This window comes from Marinagarivorans cellulosilyticus, from assembly GCF_021655555.1.
GTDB classification, from domain to species: domain Bacteria; phylum Pseudomonadota; class Gammaproteobacteria; order Pseudomonadales; family Cellvibrionaceae; genus Marinagarivorans; species Marinagarivorans cellulosilyticus.
Map to the genome: position 1 here is coordinate 1229361 of NZ_AP023086.1, position 18140 is coordinate 1247500.

The window sequence follows — 18140 nt, forward strand, 5'->3', positions numbered from 1 at the left end:
ATTAATTTTGACATCCTTATTGCAAATCAATATTATCGCGCGCTTATGTCAGATGACACCCCAAAAAGAACAGTTCCGCAGTACATTGAACCGCGCAAATTTTGTGCGCAGGCCGTGTTGCTCGCGGGTGAAGTACCTGGGAATGGATTTCAGCGATTATCAGCGGCGTCTGCCGTGGTTAATTGTTTAAATGTAGAGCTGGAGTTTGGTTTTGATCAGGAGCGCCACCGCACAGTAGCAGGTACTGTGAGCGGGCAGCTGTCGCTAGAGTGCCAGCGCTGCTTAGAGCCAATGCCCTACAGTGTTGATATTCAGGTGAGCTGGGCTGTAGTTTGGGATGAGGAAAAGGCAAAACAATTACCGTCGCGTCTAGAGCCTTGGATTGCGGGTGAGGAAGCCGAAGATTTATACGCAATGATAGAGGATGAGCTGCTGCTGGCTATACCAACAGCGCCCATGCACCCAGAATTGTGTATAGAAAGCTCTTTGTTAAGTAGTGGTGACGAAGAGCTTATCGAAAATGAAAAAGAATTAACAAACAACCCTTTTCAAGCGTTAGCCGCTTTGAAGGGCAATAGTAGTAAAGATCAAAAAAACTAAACCGCCGAGAGGCGCAAAGTCAATAAGCCCAGGAGTACACCATGGCTGTTCAAAAGTCGAAAAAAACCCGCTCTAAGCGCGGTATGCGTCGTTCACATGATGCATTAACTGCAACTAACTTGTCGGTAGATGCAACTACTGGTGAAAAGCATTTGCGTCACCACATTACGCCAGACGGTTTTTACCGTGGCCGTAAGGTTTTGAATACTCAAGACGACGAGTAAGTTTGGCATCGCCAACTTATTTAGCTGTTGATGTAATGGGTGGGGACGAAAGTCCCCACTCGTTCGTTTGCGCTTCGGTTTCTTTCCTAAAGCTCCACTCTCTTGCCCATATTACTCTGTTTGGTGATAAAGCCACGCTAGAGTCTTCGTTGAGCACACTAGATATTAACGCTGTAGCTTCTCGGCTGAACGTAGTTCATGCAGGGCAAATAGTCACGCCTGAAGAAAAGCCCGGCGTTGCCTTGCGATCGAAGCAGCGCTCATCAATGTGGTTGGCGCTTAGCGCGGTTGCTAGTGGTGAGATGCAAGCTGTTTTAAGTGCTGGTAATACCGGCGCCTTAATGGCGATGGCAAGGCACCTACTGGGAACCCTTGAGGGTATAGAACGGCCTGCTATTTGTAAGCGTATGCCAGTATCGGGTGCGCCTTGTTTTGTACTGGATTTAGGTGCAAACGTTAAGGTTGGGGCAAAGCAACTGCGCGAATTTGCGTTGATGGGCGCAGCCTTGGCGGAGGTAGAAGGCGTGGCTCCGGTTAAGGTCGGGCTGCTTAATGTTGGCGAGGAGCTGCAAAAGGGGACTGAGGTCCTGCAAGAGACGGACAAACTGTTGCGAGACGACCCGCGTTACCAATACTTGGGGTTTGTTGAAGGTAATGCCATTTTTGAAGGCGTTGCCAATGTAGTTGTGTGTGATGGCTTTGCTGGCAATGTGGCGCTGAAGGCTAGTGAGGGGTTGGCTCGCTATCTTATTCAAGATTTGCGCCGATATTTCGCGGCCTCTTGGTGGCGTAAGTTTCTTGGGGCATTACTTGGGCTTATGGCTATTGGCTGGTTTAAGCGTTTGGACCCTGCAGGTTACAACGGTGCTTTGTTGGTGGGGTTAAAAGGCGTGGTGGTAAAAAGCCATGGCGGTGCTGATGGCAAAGGGTTTCAGGCTGCTTTAAGGGTGGCTAACGATCAGGCGCAGCGGCGTCCAGATCAGTTATTGGCGAGTTGGCTATCGCAATCGGCATAGCTTGTGGTTCGACGATTAAAATTTGTAATAGATTTAAGGTTTTGAAAATGACAGATAACGCATTAGCTTTTGTATTCCCCGGGCAAGGCTCGCAAAGTGTCGCCATGTTGGCCGATGTGGCACAACAATACCCCGAGGTTGAAGAAACATTTGCGCAAGCTAGTGAGGCGTTAGGTTTCGACTTATGGGCTTTGGTGCAGGAAGACCCCGAGCAAACTTTAGGTTTAACCGAAAATGCTCAACCTGCGCTGTTAGCAGCCAGTGTTGCTTTGTGGCGTATTTACCAAAAGCAAGGCAAGGCTCAGCCTGCAATTTTGGCAGGTCACAGTTTAGGGGAGTGGTCTGCACTGGTGTGTGCTGGCGTTATCGACTTTGCTGATGCCATCAAGCTTGTGCGCTTACGCGGCCAGTATATGCAGCAGGCGGTGCCGGTTGGAGTGGGTACTATGGCTGCCATTATTGGCTTAGACGATGCTGTTGTAGAGGAGGTTTGTCGAAAAGCGGCTGAGCAAGGTGTTGTAGAAACTGTTAATTACAACTCGCCAGGCCAATTGGTGATTGCAGGGGAAGTTGCCGCAGTAGAAAGTGCGATGGCACTTTGTAAAGAGGTCGGTGCAAAACGTGCCTTGCCGTTAGCCGTTAGCGCTCCCTTTCATACATCGATGATGAAGCCGGCAGCCGATAATTTGGCAAAGCACATTGCTGATACCACTTTTAATGCGCCGAAAATACCTGTGCTTCACAATGTAGGGGTATCTACAGAATCTGATCCCGAAGGGATAAAGCAGCGCTTGATACAGCAAATTTATTCTGCCGTGCCTTGGGTGGCGTCGGTCAATGTTATGGTCGAGCAAGGGGTTGAAACCGTTGTTGAATGCGGCCCTGGCAAGGTGCTTTCTGGTTTGAATAAGCGAATACATAAGCCTTTGAATTGTGTGGCTTTGGGTAGTGCAGCGGCGTTAGCTGTTTAATCGCCTTATTGGGTGAAGCGCGAACAACAATAATAGTGAGGAGTTAAACATGAGTGATGCAAAGCGCGTAGCGTTAGTGACCGGTGCAAGCCGTGGGATTGGTGCGGCTATCGCGCAGAAACTGGGTGCAGATGGCTTTATTGTTATTGGTACAGCCACAAGCGCGAATGGGGCGAGTGCTATTAGCGAAAAATTGGCCGCCTCAGGTATTGAAGGCGAGGGTATGGTCTTAAATGTTGCCGATAGCGAGTCTGTAAATGCTGTAGTGGCCGATATCGCCAAGAAGTATTCGGCCGTTACTGTATTGGTCAATAATGCCGGCATTACGAAAGACAACTTATTGATGCGTATGAGCGATGAGGAGTGGTTTGATGTCATTGATACCAACCTAAACTCGATCTTCCGTTTAACAAAAGCCTGCTTGCGCGGGATGTTGAAGGCTAAGTGGGGCCGTGTTGTTAGCATTACGTCTATTGTTGGCTGCATGGGTAACGCAGGGCAAACAAATTACGCCGCAACTAAGGCGGGCGTTGCAGGCTTTGCACGCTCAATGGCGCAAGAAGTTGGGTCGCGCAATATCACTGTTAATGCTGTGGCGCCGGGTTTTATTGATACTGATATGACTAAGGCGCTACCAGAAGAGCAGCGCAAAAAACTAGAGTCATCCATTGCTTTGAACCGTCTAGGTCAGCCAGAAGAAATTGCTGGTGTCGTTGCCTTTTTATGCAGTGATGCAGCAGCCTATGTCACGGGCGAAACTGTTCAAGTAAACGGCGGAATGTACATGCAGTAACACATTTAGAGAAGGCTTTTGCTGTAAGTCTTCTGCTTTAACTTACTGTTTATAAAAGCAAATTTTACTTATAACTAATAAATTGTGTGCGGTGCATTACAACATTGAGAAAATCGCGCTAAAATGCGCGCCTCAGTTTACCCCGTCAGCGCCAAATGTGGGTTGTTTGTGTGATTGTTGGCGGTGTACAAGCACAAATTTTATGGGGTTGAGGCAGAGTCTAATCTGCATTAGCACTGCAACAAATTTTGTAGTTATTTTTGTTATTAAATTTTGTACCATTTAAAGCGACTTTAGGAGTTACTAAATAACATGAGCAGCATCGAAGAACGCGTAAAAAAAATCGTTGCCGAGCAATTAGGCGTTAAAGAAGACGAAGTTAAAACTGAAGCTTCTTTCGTTGAAGACCTTGGTGCCGACTCATTGGATACAGTTGAGCTAGTTATGGCTTTGGAAGAGGAATTCGAAACTGAAATCCCTGACGAAGAAGCTGAAAAAATCACTACTGTTCAGCTTGCTATCAACTACATCAACGAGAACTTGGCATAAGCCTAGCTCTTCGTAGTTTTAGCTCTTGCGAAAGCCGTCTATGCAAATAGCACGGCTTTTGTTGTATAAGGGCTTTTCATTTTTACGTATACATCCTGCATTCTCAGGCCGCTCAAGTTAATTGACTGTGTGGGCAGAGTGCAAGATGGGTTTATAAAGGTTTTTGGGGGTTAAAGTGGACCGCAAGCGCGTTGTAATCACCGGGATGGGAATGGTAAGCCCAGTCGGACATACTGTGGCCGAATCTTGGGATTCTGTGGTAAATGGTCGAAGTGGCGTGAGCGCTATCGAGCACTTCGATGCTAGCGCCTTTGCTACGCAGTTCAGTGCCTCTGTCAAAAACTTTGATTTGTCGCCTTACATGAATGAAAAAGAGGCGAGAAAAAACGACCCGTTTATTCAGTTTGGTATGGCTGCCGGTATACAAGCCATCGAGGACTCCGGCCTGACTGTTGACAATGCAGATGCCGAACGCATCGGTTGTGTGATTGGCTCTGGTATTGGCGGCTTGGGGTCTATTGAAGATACCTCCATTTTAATTAAAGAGCGCGGGCCGCGTCGTGTATCGCCGTTTTTTGTGCCTGGCTCAATCATTAATATGATCTCCGGCAACCTGTCGATCAAATATGGTTTTAAAGGGACAAACCTCGCCGTGACAACGGCATGCACCACTGGCACCCATGCGATAGGGCTGGCCGCGCGAGAAATTATGTTTGGTTATGCTGATGCCGTGGTGTGTGGCGGTGCAGAAATGGCCACTACCCCAGTAGGTATTGGCGGCTTTGCTGCGGCGCGTGCTTTATCAAAACGCAACGATGATCCTCAAAAAGCCAGCCGCCCTTGGGATAAAGACCGCGACGGCTTTGTGCTGGGTGATGGTGCTGGGGTATTGGTGCTGGAAGAGTACGAACATGCTAAAGCGCGCGGTGCAAAAATATATGCCGAGCTATCTGGTTTTGGTACAAGCAGCGATGCCTTCCACATGACTTCACCGCCTGAAGACGGCGCCGGTGCGGCAAAATCTATGATTAACGCATTGCGCGATGCGGGGATGGATTCCAGTGCAGTTAACTACATTAATGCGCATGGAACATCGACACCTGCTGGCGATAAAGCCGAATGTGCTGCTGTTAAAAGTGTGTTTTCAGAGCACGCCAACAACATAGCGGTAAGTTCAACAAAATCTATGACTGGCCACTTGTTGGGTGCTGCTGGTGCTATCGAAGCCATTTTTAGTGTTATGGCCATTGTTGATCAAGTTGCCCCGCCCACAATTAATTTAGATTCACCCGATGAAGGGTGTGACCTCAATTTTGTTCCGCATACCGCCCAGAAAATGACCATTGATGTCGCGATGAGCAACTCTTTTGGTTTTGGTGGTACTAATGGCACTTTGGTTTTTTCTAAGGTGAGTGAGTAATCATTGATCGAGGGATTTATGCTTGTGATAGTGATGCATAATGACCGCTTCTAACGCAAAGTTAAAAAGTTATTGGCAGGTGAATGGCGAATTCGGTGCCAGCCTGCCAATGGCCGATCGAGGCTTGGCTTATGGTGACGGCCTTTTTGAAACTATGCGTTTTCAAAAAGGGCTTTGCGCGTTAGCTGATCAGCATTGGGCGCGCCTGCTAAAAGGCTGTGAACGCTTATCCATTACACTCGATAAAAATCGATTACTGGCAGACCTCCAATCGTTTTTAAATAATATTCAAAAACAAGAGCCAAACTTACATGGCATTGTTAAGCTTATTGTCACTCGAGGTGCGGGCGGCAAAGGTTATTTGCCCCCAGAAAACTCCAAAACAACGCTCATTTGGCAGTGGCTTCCTGCTGCGGCTCCATCCACAGAAGCGCAAAATGGTGTTTCTTTATGCGTTAGTGATGTGCGTTTAGCAAAGCAAAAGCTATTGGCTGGGCTCAAGCATTTAAATCGCTTGGAATACGTATTGGCAGCCGATCGGGCACCGGCCGGTCAATTACCTTTGCTGTTAGATGCGGATGAATATGTCATCGAAACACTGTCTCATAATGTTTTTTTAGTGCGTGAAGGCGAAGTCATTACGCCGCATTTAATGCATTGCGGTGTTGAGGGTGTGCTTAAACAATTTGCGCAGCAAAAAATTGTACCGTCGTTAAATATTAATATGCGCGAAGCTTGTGTTTCGCTTAATGAAATAATGGCGGCGGACGAAGTTTTTATTGGCAATAGTGTGCGAGGCTTTTGGCCTGTAACACAGTTGGCTGCGAATAAAAAAATCGTGAACTGGTCAATTGGCAATATTTGTCGTCAATTTCAAAAATCACATCAACTGTATTTACAATCTGTTCATGGCTAATTCTACCTTTACCCGAGTTACAGTTGCGATCGTTGCGTGGCTGCTGATTATGTTTGGCCTTGCTGGCGTCTATTTGTGGCAATGGCTTCAAACGGAGCAGGCAGTTCCCGCATCAAACCGCATTTTAGTGGTGGAAAAAGGGCAGGGCGTTGGCAGCGTAGCCAATGCGCTTACTCAGCGCGACTTATTGCGGTGGCCCTTGGTTTGGCGGCTGTATGCTCGTTTTTTACAGCCAGAAACACTCAAGGCTGGGGAGTATGCGTTAGCGGCCTATGAATCGCCCATTACGCTGCTTACTCGGCTGCAAGGTGGTGAAGTCATTAGTTATAACGTCACTTTTGCTGAAGGTTTAACCTTAAAGCAATGGCTTGCTTTGCTAAAGGCCGAGCCAAAGCTTAAGCAGATTACGGGCGATATGACTGCCGCGCAAATTGCTGGTGAACTGGGGATTTCTGAATTAAACCCTGAAGGATGGTTTTTTCCTGATACTTATCGGTTTGAAAAAGGTGATAGCGATTTAGATGTTTTGCGCCGCGCTTACAATAAAATGCAAATAGAGTTGGCAAGTCAGTGGGCGCGTAGACAGCCATCGTTACCGTATGATTCCGCTTACGAAGCCTTAATTATGGCGTCTATTATTGAGCGAGAAACGGGCGTCCCCTATGAGCGCCCTGATATCGCCGGTGTATTTGTTCGCCGCTTGCAAAAGAGGATGCGCTTGCAAACCGATCCTACAGTTATTTATGGAATGGGGGATGAATATGCGGGGCGTATTCGGCGCATACATTTAGAGACACCCACGCCTTACAATACGTATGTCATCAAAGGCTTGCCGCCGACACCTATTGCTAACCCGGGCAGAGAAGCCATTGCAGCCGCTGTAAATCCTGCCGATGGGGCTGCGTTATATTTTGTTGCTAAAGGCGATGGCAGCCATCAGTTTTCAGCAACGCTTGAGCAGCACAATAAAGCGGTTCGAAAATACCAGTTAAAGCGCAGAGCGGATTATTCCTCTACGGTTAAACCTGTTGCGCCAACGGCTGCATCCAGTTCCGTTTCGGCGAAGGGAGGTAAGTAATATGCAAGGACGATTTGTTACCGTAGAGGGTACCGAGGGCGTTGGGAAATCAACGAATATTGCTGTTATTAAAGAGTGGTTAAACGAACGCAGTATTCCATTTGTCGCAACGCGAGAGCCTGGCGGAACCCCGTTGGCTGAGTCGCTTCGCGAGTTGTTGCTAGCCAATAGGGATGAATCAGTCGATGCGACTGCTGAATTATTGATGGTGTTCGCAGCCAGAGCGCAACACCTAAATACTTTAATTAAGCCGCATTTAGATGCTGGCACTTGGGTGTTGAGTGATCGTTTTACTGATGCAACTTATGCCTACCAAGGTTGTGGTCGGGGTTTGGATTTAGCATTAATTTCCCAATTAGAAGTGTTAGTGCAAAAAACACTTCGCCCTGATATTACCGTCTATTTGGATGTTGACGTTAAAGTTGGGCTGGCTCGGGCAGCCGCACGCGGCGAATTAGACCGCTTTGAAAAAGAAGATGTCGATTTTTTTGAGCGTGTGCGCAAAGGTTACTTAGCTCGCGTTTCGCAAGATCCAGAACGTTACTTAGTTGTCAATGCAGGGCAAGAATTGCCTGCAGTTAAACGCGATTTATTGGCGGCTTTGGACTGCGCATTTCCGCAAACTTAATTGTGACTATAAAGTGTTGCTGAAAAGCGCGTTAAAAGATTTATTTTTTTGTAATTCGGCTAGCCCCATTTTGGGGTAGTTGTTGTGCGTTAGTGCATGAATAAACTTGAGGGTTTTAAAGCCGTCAAACCAGTCCATTATCATGCGCTCTGTTTGAGCGCTATTCTTCGATTGCTTCCCGATATGTTCGAGTAATGCCTGTACTTTAATGTCACTTAAAGCTTGCTGCGTAGCATGGCTTAGGGAGGCCAGCGGGGAGTTACTAACGTCGGTGATGTGTGAATGCAATTTAGGGGAAAACTCTAGCCATTCTTTGAGGTGCTTAAATACCCAAGGGTTGAAGTCAGTAAGCTTATTATTCTTCAATAATGCGCAAACAGCAGGCCCTGTGCCAAAGGGTACGCGCAGCGAAGCTCTTGGTTTGAGCTGGATCGTTTGCGGCATGGTAAAGATGGGCGCTAATTTGGCTAGTTTATTTAAAAGGTAAAAATCTTCTCCGCCTGCACGTTTTGGAAAGCCCCTTACCAAGCAGTAATAATTGGGTTGAATTGCAATTGCGCTACCAAGCGTTGTAAAAGCGTAAGGCGAACCCGCATAGGTTAAGCCCTTGCAGTAATAGCGTATGCTGCTTTCGTAAAGTAGGCTGGCGGCTTCGGTGGTTTTTTGGTGTTGGCTTTTATGTACTTTAGCAAAACTGTGTGTAAAGCCATAATTTAGTGCGCTGTAATGCTTGTTTATTGAAGGCGCGCTGAAGTAGTCGTTTGGAAGGGTTGCGTCTGCATCGGTGCAATGTAGCCAGTTTTCACTGAGATACCCTTTTGCGATTAAGTCGACAGCAATGTCGCATCCCAATTTGCGCGCGTAACCAACACCCTGTTTGCTGGAAATGCCTTCACTAAATTGGTCAACACACAAAAAATCACACTGTTTACTACTGCGTGTCGTTAGGGAATAAATACCCTTTTTATGGCTTGCGCCTTGTAAGGAGGAATGACAAAAGTCCCACAAACGCTGATTTAAGCGCGTGCTACTGCGATGTCGCTCTTTAGGCTGGTTAATTACAACAATAACAAGCAGCTTTTTGCAGCTATCAAATATTTGTGTTGTTAGGCGGCGAACAAATGCTGTGCTTTCGTTGTAAGAGGGTATAACTAAAACGTGAGTATACGCTGTTGGTGCGCCGGCAAAACATTCGCTGCGCTGCGCTGCGGTTTGGTGAATTAAAGGCTCGGCATATTGGTCGAGATATTTTTTGGCCGCAGGCAGCATAATTGAGTACTGTTGTTAATGAATTACCAGGGTAAAACTTCGCCATTGGAGTGCCAGAAGGTGCCTGTATTTTCTGGTTTTAGGTTTTCAATTCTTGCCGCTAGACGTTGCGCTGCTGTTTCTGCCGATATGTCACCTGCATGCCCAACCATATCGGTTTGTACAAACCCAGGGTGCAATATAGCAACGCTGATGCCTTGCGGTGCAAGATCGATCGCTAGCGACTTTGCTCCAGCATTTAATGCAGCTTTAGACATTCGGTAGCCGTAGTAACCGCCAGAACCATTATCAGCAATAGAGCCCATTCGGCTTGTAATCACAGCGACTTTGCTGCCGCTGTGTAATTGCGGAAGTAGCATGCGGGTGACGTTAATTGGCGCTAATGCATTAACCTGGAATTGTTGCTCGATAGTGTTTGAATTGAATTCGTGCAATGTTTCGCTGTGCAATATGCCGGCATTATTAATGAGGATGTCGATGCTCTGGTCTTGAAGTTGGTGGGTTAAATCGGTAAGGGTCGCCTCGTTGCTCATATCGATGTTGCTAATGATATGTGCTTGGGTTGCTTCAAGGGCGCTTGAATTTTGGCGGCACACGGCGGTGACTTTATGGCCTTGTGCTAGGTAGTACTGCGTGAGTGCTAATCCAATTCCACGGTTTGCGCCGGTAATCACGATATGCATGTGTTAGTCCTCATTCTTCGCTTATAAAAAACGCCCCGAAGGGCGTTAGATGTTTATTCGTTGCCGTAACTCATTAGGCGTTCGTAGCGTTTTGCTAGAAGCTCGTCTGGGTCTGTTGCGCAAAGTTCATCGAGTTGTGCGCTTAAGCGTTCCTTTAGGGCATTGGCCATTTCATCGGGGTTGCGGTGCGCGCCGCCGAGTGGCTCTAAAATGGTTTCGTCGATAATGCCAAGTTCTTCAAGTTTACTTGAGGTTACACCCATAGCTTCTGCAGCAAGTGGTGCTTTTTCTACGGTTTTCCAAATGATATTGGCGCAGCCTTCGGGGGAGATAACAAAGTAAGTTGCGTATTGCAGCATATTGAGGTGGTCGCCCACGCCAATGGCCAATGCGCCGCCAGATGATCCTTCTCCGATAACCGTGCAAATGATTGGGGTGCGCAAGCGGCTCATAACGGCGAGGTTTTGCGCAATGGCTTCACTAATACCGCGTTCTTCGCTATCAATGCCGGGGTAGGCTCCTGGTGTGTCAATAAGGGTGATAATTGGAAGCTTAAAACGTTCGGCCATTTCCATTAAACGCAAAGCCTTGCGGTAACCTTCGGGGCGGGGCATGCCGAAATTTCGCGATACTTTTTCTTGTACGCTACGGCCTTTTTCTTCGCCAATAATCATTACGCTGCGACCGTTAATACGACCAATGCCACCGATAATAGCGGCGTCATCACCAAAGTGACGATCGCCATGCAATTCGTCCCAATCGTCAACCATACGCGATATGTAATCGCTGGTGTAAGGGCGTTGCGGATGACGGGCTACTTGCACCGTTTGCCACGGGGTTAAATTGTTGTAAATGCTTTCGGTTTCTTTTTTGAGCTTTTGTCGCAAGCTGTCAATTTCATCCGATATGTCGATATCTTGATCTGTGCTGGCGAGCTTCAGCTCAGCAATTTGGCCTTCAAATTTGGCGATATCTTGTTCAAAGCTTAGGTAATTTAAATTCATGATGCCGGTCTACCGCGTTTACGTTTGTTGCGGCGCACGCACTAACAAGGGGTAAGCCATTGTATTCACGTAAGCCAAAAAATGGGCGCAAGTGTACCATCAAGTAAGCAAACGCTAAACCGTTAGACTTTACTGTTAGAGTGTGAAATAAAAAAACAAACTCGTTAAGCTGAGAACTCAATAAGGAGGGGCAATATGACGGCTCTTTTAGATAATGTAGTGATTGTAGGCATGGCGAGAACCCCTATGGGCGCTATGCAAGGGGCTTTAAGTACTTGCACTGCAGCGGATTTAGGCGCGGCGGCTATCACTGGCGCGTTGCGAAATGGTGATTTGGCGTCTGATCAAATAGAGGCGGCTATTATGGGCTGCGTCTTACCGGCCGGTGTGGGGCAGGCGCCTGCTAGGCAGGCTGTGCTCAAAGCCGGTTTGCCTGCCAGTGTTTGTGCTACCACGGTGAATAAGGTTTGCGGTTCTGGGATGAAGGCCGTTATGCAAGGCGTAGATGCTATCCGAGCGGGTAGCGCGAAGTTACTGATTGCTGGTGGCATGGAGAGTATGAGCAATGCGCCGCACATGCTGGCAAAGGCTAGAAGTGGTTATCGCTTAGGGCATGGTGAACTGCTGGATCACATGTTTACCGATGGCTTGCAAGACGCTTATAGCGGGCAGCTAATGGGCGTATTTGCGGAGGCTACAGCGGAAAAGTACGGTTTTTCACGCGAAGCGCAAGATGCCTTTGCTTTAGAGTCGCTGCGGCGCGCGCGGCAAGCGGTAGATGACAATCATTTCAAATCAGAAATAACGCCAATAACGCTTGAAGGGCGTAAGGGGGTAGTGACTGTTGAGCGTGATGAGTCAATCGAAATAGCCAAGCCCGAAAAAATACCCACTTTAAAGCCGGCCTTTAAAACTGGCGGCACGGTTACGGCGGCAAATGCCAGCTCAATTGCCGATGGCGCTGCAGCATTATTATTGATGCCTAAAAGCGAAGCGCTAGCGCGAGGCCTTGCCCCTTTAGCAGAAATAAAAGCCTGCGCAGAGCATGCACAAGCCCCCGAATGGTTTACAACGGCGCCTGTTGGGGCAATTGAGCAGGTATTAGCGAAGAGCGGCTGGGATATCGCCGATGTTGATTTGTTTGAAATCAACGAAGCCTTTGCCGTGGTGACGATGGCTGCGATACATGACTTAGCTTTGGATGCCAATAAGGTGAATATTCATGGCGGTGCGTGTGCGTTGGGGCACCCGCTAGGTGCCTCGGGTGCGAGACTTATTGTAACGCTGATTGCGGCGCTACAATCGCAGCAAAAAAAGCGCGGTATAGCGAGTTTGTGTATTGGTGGTGGTGAGGCGACAGCCATTGCTTTAGAGTTGCTGTGAACGGTCGAGTGCGCGGTAATTGAGCGCCTCGCCTAAATGTGTTGCCGATATATGGGCTTCGCCAGCCATATCGGCCAGTGTTCGGGATACGCGTAATATGCGGTCGTAACCACGAGCAGACATGTTAAGTTTCGTCACGGCTTGCGCAAGTAGGTTTTTGCTGGCTAGGTCTAGGCTGCAATGTTCCTGTAATAAATTGCCCTTGAGCTGACTGTTTGGGCACTGTTGCCGCTGGAGTTGATGTGCCCTGCAGTGCTCAACTCGCGCTCTTACGGTTGCGCTACATTCGCCTTGCGGTTTGCTATGTAGGTCACTAATCGGGAGGGTGGCCACAGGTACGTGTAGGTCAATACGGTCTAATAGCGGGCCTGATATTTTTTGCCGATAGCGGGCTATTTGTTGCGGGCTACACCGGCAGCGTTGTGTTTGATCACCAACATAACCGCACGGGCACGGATTCATTGCTGCAATAAGTTGAAATTGTGCCGGGAATTCGACTTGTGCGTTGGCGCGCGATATTGAGACACGGCCGCTTTCGAGGGGTTCACGCAATACCTCAAGGACCGAGCGTGGAAATTCAGGTAGTTCATCAAGGAACAGTACACCTTGATGGGCGAGTGAGATTTCGCCTGGCTTTGGTTGCCCGCCTCCGCCAACTAACGCTACGCCAGAGGCGGTGTGATGCGGAGATCTAAATGGCCGTTGGCGCCATAGCTCTGGTTGGCTATTGCCGATGATTGACTGAATAGTGGCAACGTCCAGCGCCTCGTCATTGCTAAGAGGCGGTAAAATACCGCCAAGCCTGGCTGCCAGCATGCTCTTCCCCGTTCCTGGCGGGCCAAAAAAAAGCAAGTTGTGCCCCCCAGCTGCGGCAACCTCGAGCGCGCGGCGGGCTTGTAGTTGGCCTTTTATATCGGCAAGGTCTGGGTAGCTTGTAGCGCTTTGCGGGGCTAAATTAACTTCTGGGTTGGGTAGGCTTACGCGTTGATGCAGGTGTGCGGCAACTTCGAGTAATGTGCTTGCGACTAGGCTATTTTGTGCTGCGCAAAATGCGGCCTCTGGTTCGTTGGCTTTAGGGCAAATAAGTACTCTGTTGGCGTTGACGCAGGCTTTTGCGCTAGCAATGGCGCCGCGAACACCGCGTAGTTCTCCTGTTAGAGCAAGCTCGCCAATAAATTCGTAATTGTTCAATTGGGTTGAAGGGATTTGCTCTGATGCAGCAAGAATGCCCAATGCAATGGCTAAATCGTAGCGACCACTTTGTTTTGGGAGATCTGCTGGCGCAAGATTCACAGTAATGCGGCGCTGAGGGAATTCAAAGTGACTATTCACAATGGCGCTGCGTACGCGATCTTTACTTTCTTTTACGGCGGTTTCTGGCAGGCCAACAATGGTAAATGCAGGTAAACCATTGGCGAGATGGACCTCGGTTTGTACGCAGGGGGCTTCTACGCCTAGCAGCGCGCGAGTATGAATAACGGCAAGAGACATAACTTTCCTTGTGCTGTTTTTTTATACAGTATAGCTGTGACTCACTAGTTTGCGACTTTGCTAGTGCGTGTTCGCAGGTAGCTGGCAAAACGCGGCGTGCCTTTATGCGTTAAGCCAAAATATTTGTAAGTGATAACACTGCCTATTGTTGGTGGGGTGGCGCGATCCGCGTCGCTCAGGCCTGTGCCAATATTGAATGTTACGCCACCTTCTATTTTTACGATAAGTGCCCCGACCATTCCGGTGTATTTCCCTTTGCCTGCAGTATGGCCAATGACTACGGCTTCAGCATCTTGGAAGCTTTTAAGTTTGAGTAAATCATTGGTTCTTGTGCCGGCGTAGAGGCTGCTGCCTTTGTGTAGCATTAGGCCTTCGCCACCGAGTTTTTCGATGTCTAGTAGATGTTGTTCCAGTTGCGTTTGGTTTTCGACTTTAAATTGCTCGACTGGCGACCAGAAAGTATTAGGGGATTCTGCGTACATTGCCTGAAGAGTCGATAGCCGTTCGTTGAATTCGCCTGCATATTGAGGGAGGTCAAAAACTTTATATTGAACGCCGAGCCACTGCTGTGAAGTGGGTGTGCGGGTGTGGATTAGCGCGTTGATTTTGTCAAATGTTTGCCTGCCTAGCCATAGCTCTCCATCTAAAGGTGTGTTGGGTAGTGTGTTTTTTAGATGGACTGGCAGTTTTATCGTATTCCCATTGCGGGTTTTAAGGTCTGTGCCGTCCCAGTAAGCACGAATGCCATCCAGTTTTTCGCTGACCCAGTAATCGCTTAAGTCTATGGCTTGTTCTAAGTGATATGTATTGGCCAGCATTAGCCGTGGTGGTTGTGCTTGACTGTGTGGTGACAGCCAGAAAAATATAACGAGCAGCAGAAACCGAAGGTTGAATATCATCACTAGCATCCTTGTGTGATTAGATAAAACGTACTTTTAATTAACCATTACAGTGTAGATCACTTAACTGGTTTGGTGCTGCCCCGTTCCCTTGGAATTCTAGTTTTAATGTAGTGTTGGCGTTTATTATCTTATTCCAGTCGTGCGGCGTTAAAGTTATTGCGTTTTCGTTGCTGGCAATTTGGGTGACGAAAGAATTTGTAATACGGCTATTTGAAGGCAGCGTAAAAGTAATCCTCCATTGGTTAATCGTTTGGTTGGACGTATTCGATAGTGATATACGTCCCTGCCAGCCATTCCCCCAAGTATTAATTGTTGTGTATTGGCAAGTTAGTGCGGTTTTGATGGTGTCGCGGTTTCTATTTGCTTCTGCTCGTGCCGGCTCCGTTTGAAGTGTTAGGCGTTTTTTTTCAGGCTCACGCGGGGGTGCGTCTTGTTTTTGCATTATGGGCTGAAAAAACCAAAATGCTAAAAGCAATAGTGTGGTTGTGACGACGGTGCTGATTGCGGTCGTTTTAATATTATTTAGGCGGCTTTGTTCTTTTGTGCTTTGGTGTAATTGTGGTGGTGCTGTGGATATTTGGGTTGGGGCTTCGCTTTGATTATTTATTGACTGCACCAACGTAGTTAAGTTGTCGATCGATACCCTTCCAATAGCTTCTGAAAATTCTTGCGCTGTTTGGTATCGGTTTTCAGGAGATTTAGCGAGGGATTTGTCAATAATGGCCTGAAAGCATGCGAATATTTCAGGTAAATTGGGGATTGGGTCAATAGAGTGCTTAATACCTATTTCTACTTCGGAGTCCCCGTTGTAGGGCGTTTGCCCTGTTAATAAAAAATACAGTACCACGCCCAAGCTATAAATGTCGGCTCGATGATCAATCACTTTGCCAAGAGCTTGCTCTGGGCTCATATAGTGGGGGGTGCCCAGTGTCATCCCTGTTTGTGTGAGCTCTTGCGTATTTTTGTGGGCTTTAGCAATACCGAAATCGGTCAGTAGTGCTCGATGACTATCTTTTTGTAACAATATATTTTGTGGTTTTATATCGCGGTGAATAACTCCTTGCTGGTGCGCGTAGTGGAGCGCATTGGCAATATCTTGAATGACCTGTAACCGTGTCACCAAAGGAAGTTTAGGTTGCAGTGTTTTTAAGTCTTGACCGTCAATAAAAGCCATTACAAGGTACGAGGTAGACTCTTTCTCGGTGCTAATCGACCCATAGTCGAAAATGGTGACAATGTTAGGGTGAGCTAGCCTGCTAGCTATTTTGGCCTCTTGGTCAAAGCGCTCAGCAAAACTTTGGTCTTTACTAAGCTCTTCGCTCATAACCTTAATGGCGACTTGCCTTGCGAGCGATGTTTGTACTGCTAAATAGACCGTCGCCATACCGCCTTTATCTAGAGGGCGTTTTATGGTGTAGCCTGGAATCTCGATTGTGCGCATAGTAAGGCTCGATTTGTTATTGCAGGTCAAGCCATCAATATACCAAGTGTTAATTGATGGCTGCGTGATTGGTGTGGCAACTATCTATTGCTGGCAGGGCTTGGCATCATCGTTAGCAAGAGTATGATGCGCTGGTGAATTTAACGGGATTGTCCCAACTATTGCGAGTTGAACTTATTATGTCGAATCCAGATGACAACAACTTTAACGATGTGGAAGAGCATCCAATCTCACAGATTGTGGATGAGCATGTTGAAGAGGTAGAGGAAAAGGGAAAGAAAATTCGCCGTAAGGGCGTTTATTTGCTCCCTAATTTATTTACCACTGCTGCTCTTTTTGCTGGCTTTTTCGCGATTGTTTCGGGTATGAATGGTGATTTTGCTAATGCAGGCATGGCGATTTTTGCCGCCCAAATGCTCGATGGTTTTGATGGCCGCGTTGCCCGCATGACCAATACCACTAGCGCGTTTGGTGTTCAGTATGACAGTCTTTCGGATATGGTTTCCTTTGGGCTTGCGCCAGCATTGGTCATGTTTAGCTGGGGGTTAGAGCCTTTAGGAAAGCTTGGTTGGGCGGCGGCGTTCATCTTCTGTGCTTGCGCGGCATTGCGCTTGGCGCGCTTCAATACTCAGGTCGAGGTTGTCGACAAGCGTTATTTTGTTGGTTTGGCGAGCCCTCCTGCCGCGGCTATTTTGGCAGCTACAGTATGGAGTTGGTCGGATACAGTTCCTTCTTATGAGGTGTCTATTGCATTGGCGTTAATGACGACTGTCATTGGCTTGCTGATGGTTTCAAATATTCGCTACACCTCATTTAAAGGGTTGGATTTAAAGGGGCGGGTTCCATTTGTTGTCTTGTTTGCTGCGGTATTGATCTTTGTGTTGGTCACAGTTGATCCTGCAAGAATGCTTCTTCTTATGGCTGTGACTTATTGTTTCTCGGGGCCGGTGGCCTGGGTTTTCGGCCTTTTGCGCGCACAAAAGGCCGAAAAAGCGCCGCCTGCGGAGGCTAATAAAGACTCTGCGGAGTAAAAAATCAAAGCATTAATAAAAAAGAGCTTGCGCGGATGATTTAAGTGCCTATAATGCGCGCCTCCTCACGGGGTAAACGTCATCGAGAAGGGTTTCTAGGGCGTCCGTTGAGTAGGTCAAGTTGTTGTTTTTAAAGTGTTTTTATCTTTAAGGTTATTTGATCACTCGCTTGCAAAGCGTTTGGCGCTGCGTATAATGCGCGCCTCGCTCAGTCAGGCTGAGGGCAGGATGATTCGTTATTCATTCGGGTTGTTTGGTTGGTTGTTTATCTTCGGATAGGCCACCGAAAAAACACTGAAAAATAAATCGAAAAAAAGCTTGCAAGCAACACTGAAAAGCGTAGAATTCGCAACCCCGATACGGCGCAGCCGGAAAGGGTAAAGGATAAGAAGCTTAACGCTCTTATCGCTTTTTAACAAGACAGATCAAGCAAAGCGTGTGGGCGCTTGTGTAATTGTAAGTAAAAAATTAACGCAAGTGACCACAGCAGCAGTAATGCAGCAGTATTAACGTTAAGAATTATTTTTTGATGTTAAAAGTTATTTGCGTTCAAAAAGATTTGATCTCATCTATCGCTTCGGTGATGAAGAGATTGCTATATTTAAACTGAAGAGTTTGATCATGGCTCAGATTGAACGCTGGCGGCAGGCCTAACACATGCAAGTCGAGCGCGAAAGGTCTTCGGACTGATTAGAGCGGCGGACGGGTGAGTAATGCTTGGGAATCTACCTAGTAGTGGGG

General features: G+C 47.6%; 18 protein-coding genes and 1 rRNA gene (1 of these 19 only partly in view). 13 read left to right on the plus strand and 6 right to left on the minus strand.

All coding sequences use genetic code 11. The features are described from left to right. Positions 1-45 precede the first annotated feature (45 nt). The 10 genes from MARGE09_RS04905 (at position 46) to tmk (ending at position 8195) form a co-directional block, all read left to right on the plus strand. A complete protein-coding gene (locus tag MARGE09_RS04905; protein ID WP_236986234.1) occupies positions 46-600 on the plus strand; it encodes a YceD family protein in 555 nt (184 codons plus the stop codon). A gap of 41 nt (positions 601-641) precedes the next feature. Next, positions 642-824, plus strand: a complete 183-nt coding sequence (gene rpmF / locus MARGE09_RS04910) for a 50S ribosomal protein L32 (protein ID WP_236986235.1) — start codon at positions 642-644, stop codon at positions 822-824. Positions 825-826: 2 nt separating this feature from the next. Continuing rightward, entirely contained in the window at positions 827-1840 is a 1014-nt protein-coding gene (gene plsX, locus MARGE09_RS04915; RefSeq protein ID WP_236986236.1) for a phosphate acyltransferase PlsX, read from the plus strand. A 47-nt stretch (positions 1841-1887) separates the two neighbouring features. Next, the gene (fabD, locus tag MARGE09_RS04920; protein WP_236986237.1) at positions 1888-2811 is read left to right on the plus strand and encodes an ACP S-malonyltransferase; all 924 of its coding nucleotides are present in this window, start codon (positions 1888-1890) and stop codon (positions 2809-2811) included. Between the two features lie 49 nt (positions 2812-2860). Beyond that, positions 2861-3604, plus strand: coding sequence for a 3-oxoacyl-ACP reductase FabG (gene fabG, locus MARGE09_RS04925; RefSeq protein WP_236986238.1), 744 nt, complete (start codon positions 2861-2863; stop codon positions 3602-3604). A gap of 312 nt (positions 3605-3916) precedes the next feature. Next, positions 3917-4153 carry an acyl carrier protein gene (gene acpP, locus MARGE09_RS04930; RefSeq protein WP_053980485.1) on the plus strand — a complete coding sequence of 79 codons (237 nt, stop codon included), beginning with the start codon at positions 3917-3919 and terminating at the stop codon, positions 4151-4153. Between the two features lie 175 nt (positions 4154-4328). Then, complete coding sequence (gene fabF / locus MARGE09_RS04935) at positions 4329-5573, plus strand: beta-ketoacyl-ACP synthase II (protein WP_236986239.1); 1245 nt, start codon at positions 4329-4331, stop codon at positions 5571-5573. Between the two features lie 40 nt (positions 5574-5613). Then, positions 5614-6489: an aminodeoxychorismate lyase gene (pabC, locus tag MARGE09_RS04940; protein WP_236986240.1), complete on the plus strand. Its 876-nt coding sequence runs from the start codon at positions 5614-5616 to the stop codon at positions 6487-6489. Next, positions 6482-7567, plus strand: coding sequence for an endolytic transglycosylase MltG (gene mltG, locus MARGE09_RS04945; protein ID WP_236986241.1), 1086 nt, complete (start codon positions 6482-6484; stop codon positions 7565-7567). The genes pabC and mltG overlap by 8 nt, the downstream gene beginning before the upstream one ends. A 1-nt stretch (position 7568) precedes the next feature. Continuing rightward, positions 7569-8195 (plus strand): dTMP kinase, encoded by a 627-nt coding sequence (tmk, locus tag MARGE09_RS04950; protein WP_236986242.1) that lies wholly within the window; start codon positions 7569-7571, stop codon positions 8193-8195. A gap of 6 nt (positions 8196-8201) precedes the next feature. Here the strand turns inward: tmk and MARGE09_RS04955 are convergent, their stop codons facing one another. From MARGE09_RS04955 to MARGE09_RS04965, 3 genes are read right to left on the minus strand one after another with little or no spacing between them, the layout of a single operon-like run. After that, a complete protein-coding gene (locus MARGE09_RS04955) occupies positions 8202-9464 on the minus strand; it encodes a hypothetical protein (RefSeq protein WP_236986243.1) in 1263 nt (420 codons plus the stop codon). Between the two features lie 23 nt (positions 9465-9487). Beyond that, a complete protein-coding gene (locus MARGE09_RS04960; protein ID WP_236986244.1) occupies positions 9488-10147 on the minus strand; it encodes an SDR family oxidoreductase in 660 nt (219 codons plus the stop codon). A gap of 53 nt (positions 10148-10200) precedes the next feature. Next, on the minus strand, positions 10201-11151 hold the full coding sequence (locus MARGE09_RS04965; protein WP_236986245.1) for an acetyl-CoA carboxylase carboxyltransferase subunit alpha: 951 nt from the start codon (positions 11149-11151) through the stop codon (positions 10201-10203). Positions 11152-11346: 195 nt separating this feature from the next. Between MARGE09_RS04965 and MARGE09_RS04970 the strand changes: the two genes are divergently transcribed. Beyond that, on the plus strand, positions 11347-12534 hold the full coding sequence (locus MARGE09_RS04970) for a thiolase family protein (RefSeq protein ID WP_236986246.1): 1188 nt from the start codon (positions 11347-11349) through the stop codon (positions 12532-12534). On the opposite strand, the gene MARGE09_RS04975 is transcribed toward MARGE09_RS04970, so the two are convergent. From MARGE09_RS04975 to MARGE09_RS04985, 3 genes are read right to left on the minus strand one after another with little or no spacing between them, the layout of a single operon-like run. Next, positions 12520-14025, minus strand: a complete 1506-nt coding sequence (locus MARGE09_RS04975; RefSeq protein WP_236986247.1) for a YifB family Mg chelatase-like AAA ATPase — start codon at positions 14023-14025, stop codon at positions 12520-12522. The two genes, MARGE09_RS04970 and MARGE09_RS04975, sit on opposite strands and share 15 nt — an antisense overlap. Before the next feature lie 44 nt (positions 14026-14069). Further along, positions 14070-14924, minus strand: a complete 855-nt coding sequence (locus MARGE09_RS04980; protein ID WP_236986248.1) for a DNA ligase — start codon at positions 14922-14924, stop codon at positions 14070-14072. A 40-nt stretch (positions 14925-14964) separates the two neighbouring features. Continuing rightward, entirely contained in the window at positions 14965-16368 is a 1404-nt protein-coding gene (locus MARGE09_RS04985) for a serine/threonine-protein kinase (RefSeq protein WP_236986249.1), read from the minus strand. 179 nt (positions 16369-16547) lie between these two features. On the opposite strand from MARGE09_RS04985, the gene pssA reads away from it, so the two are divergent. Together pssA and MARGE09_RS04995 are read left to right on the plus strand one after the other, a co-directional pair. Then, on the plus strand, positions 16548-17399 hold the full coding sequence (gene pssA, locus MARGE09_RS04990; RefSeq protein ID WP_236986250.1) for a CDP-diacylglycerol--serine O-phosphatidyltransferase: 852 nt from the start codon (positions 16548-16550) through the stop codon (positions 17397-17399). A gap of 603 nt (positions 17400-18002) precedes the next feature. Next, positions 18003-18140: ribosomal RNA gene (locus MARGE09_RS04995) — 16S ribosomal RNA — on the plus strand; it runs 1396 nt beyond the window's last position.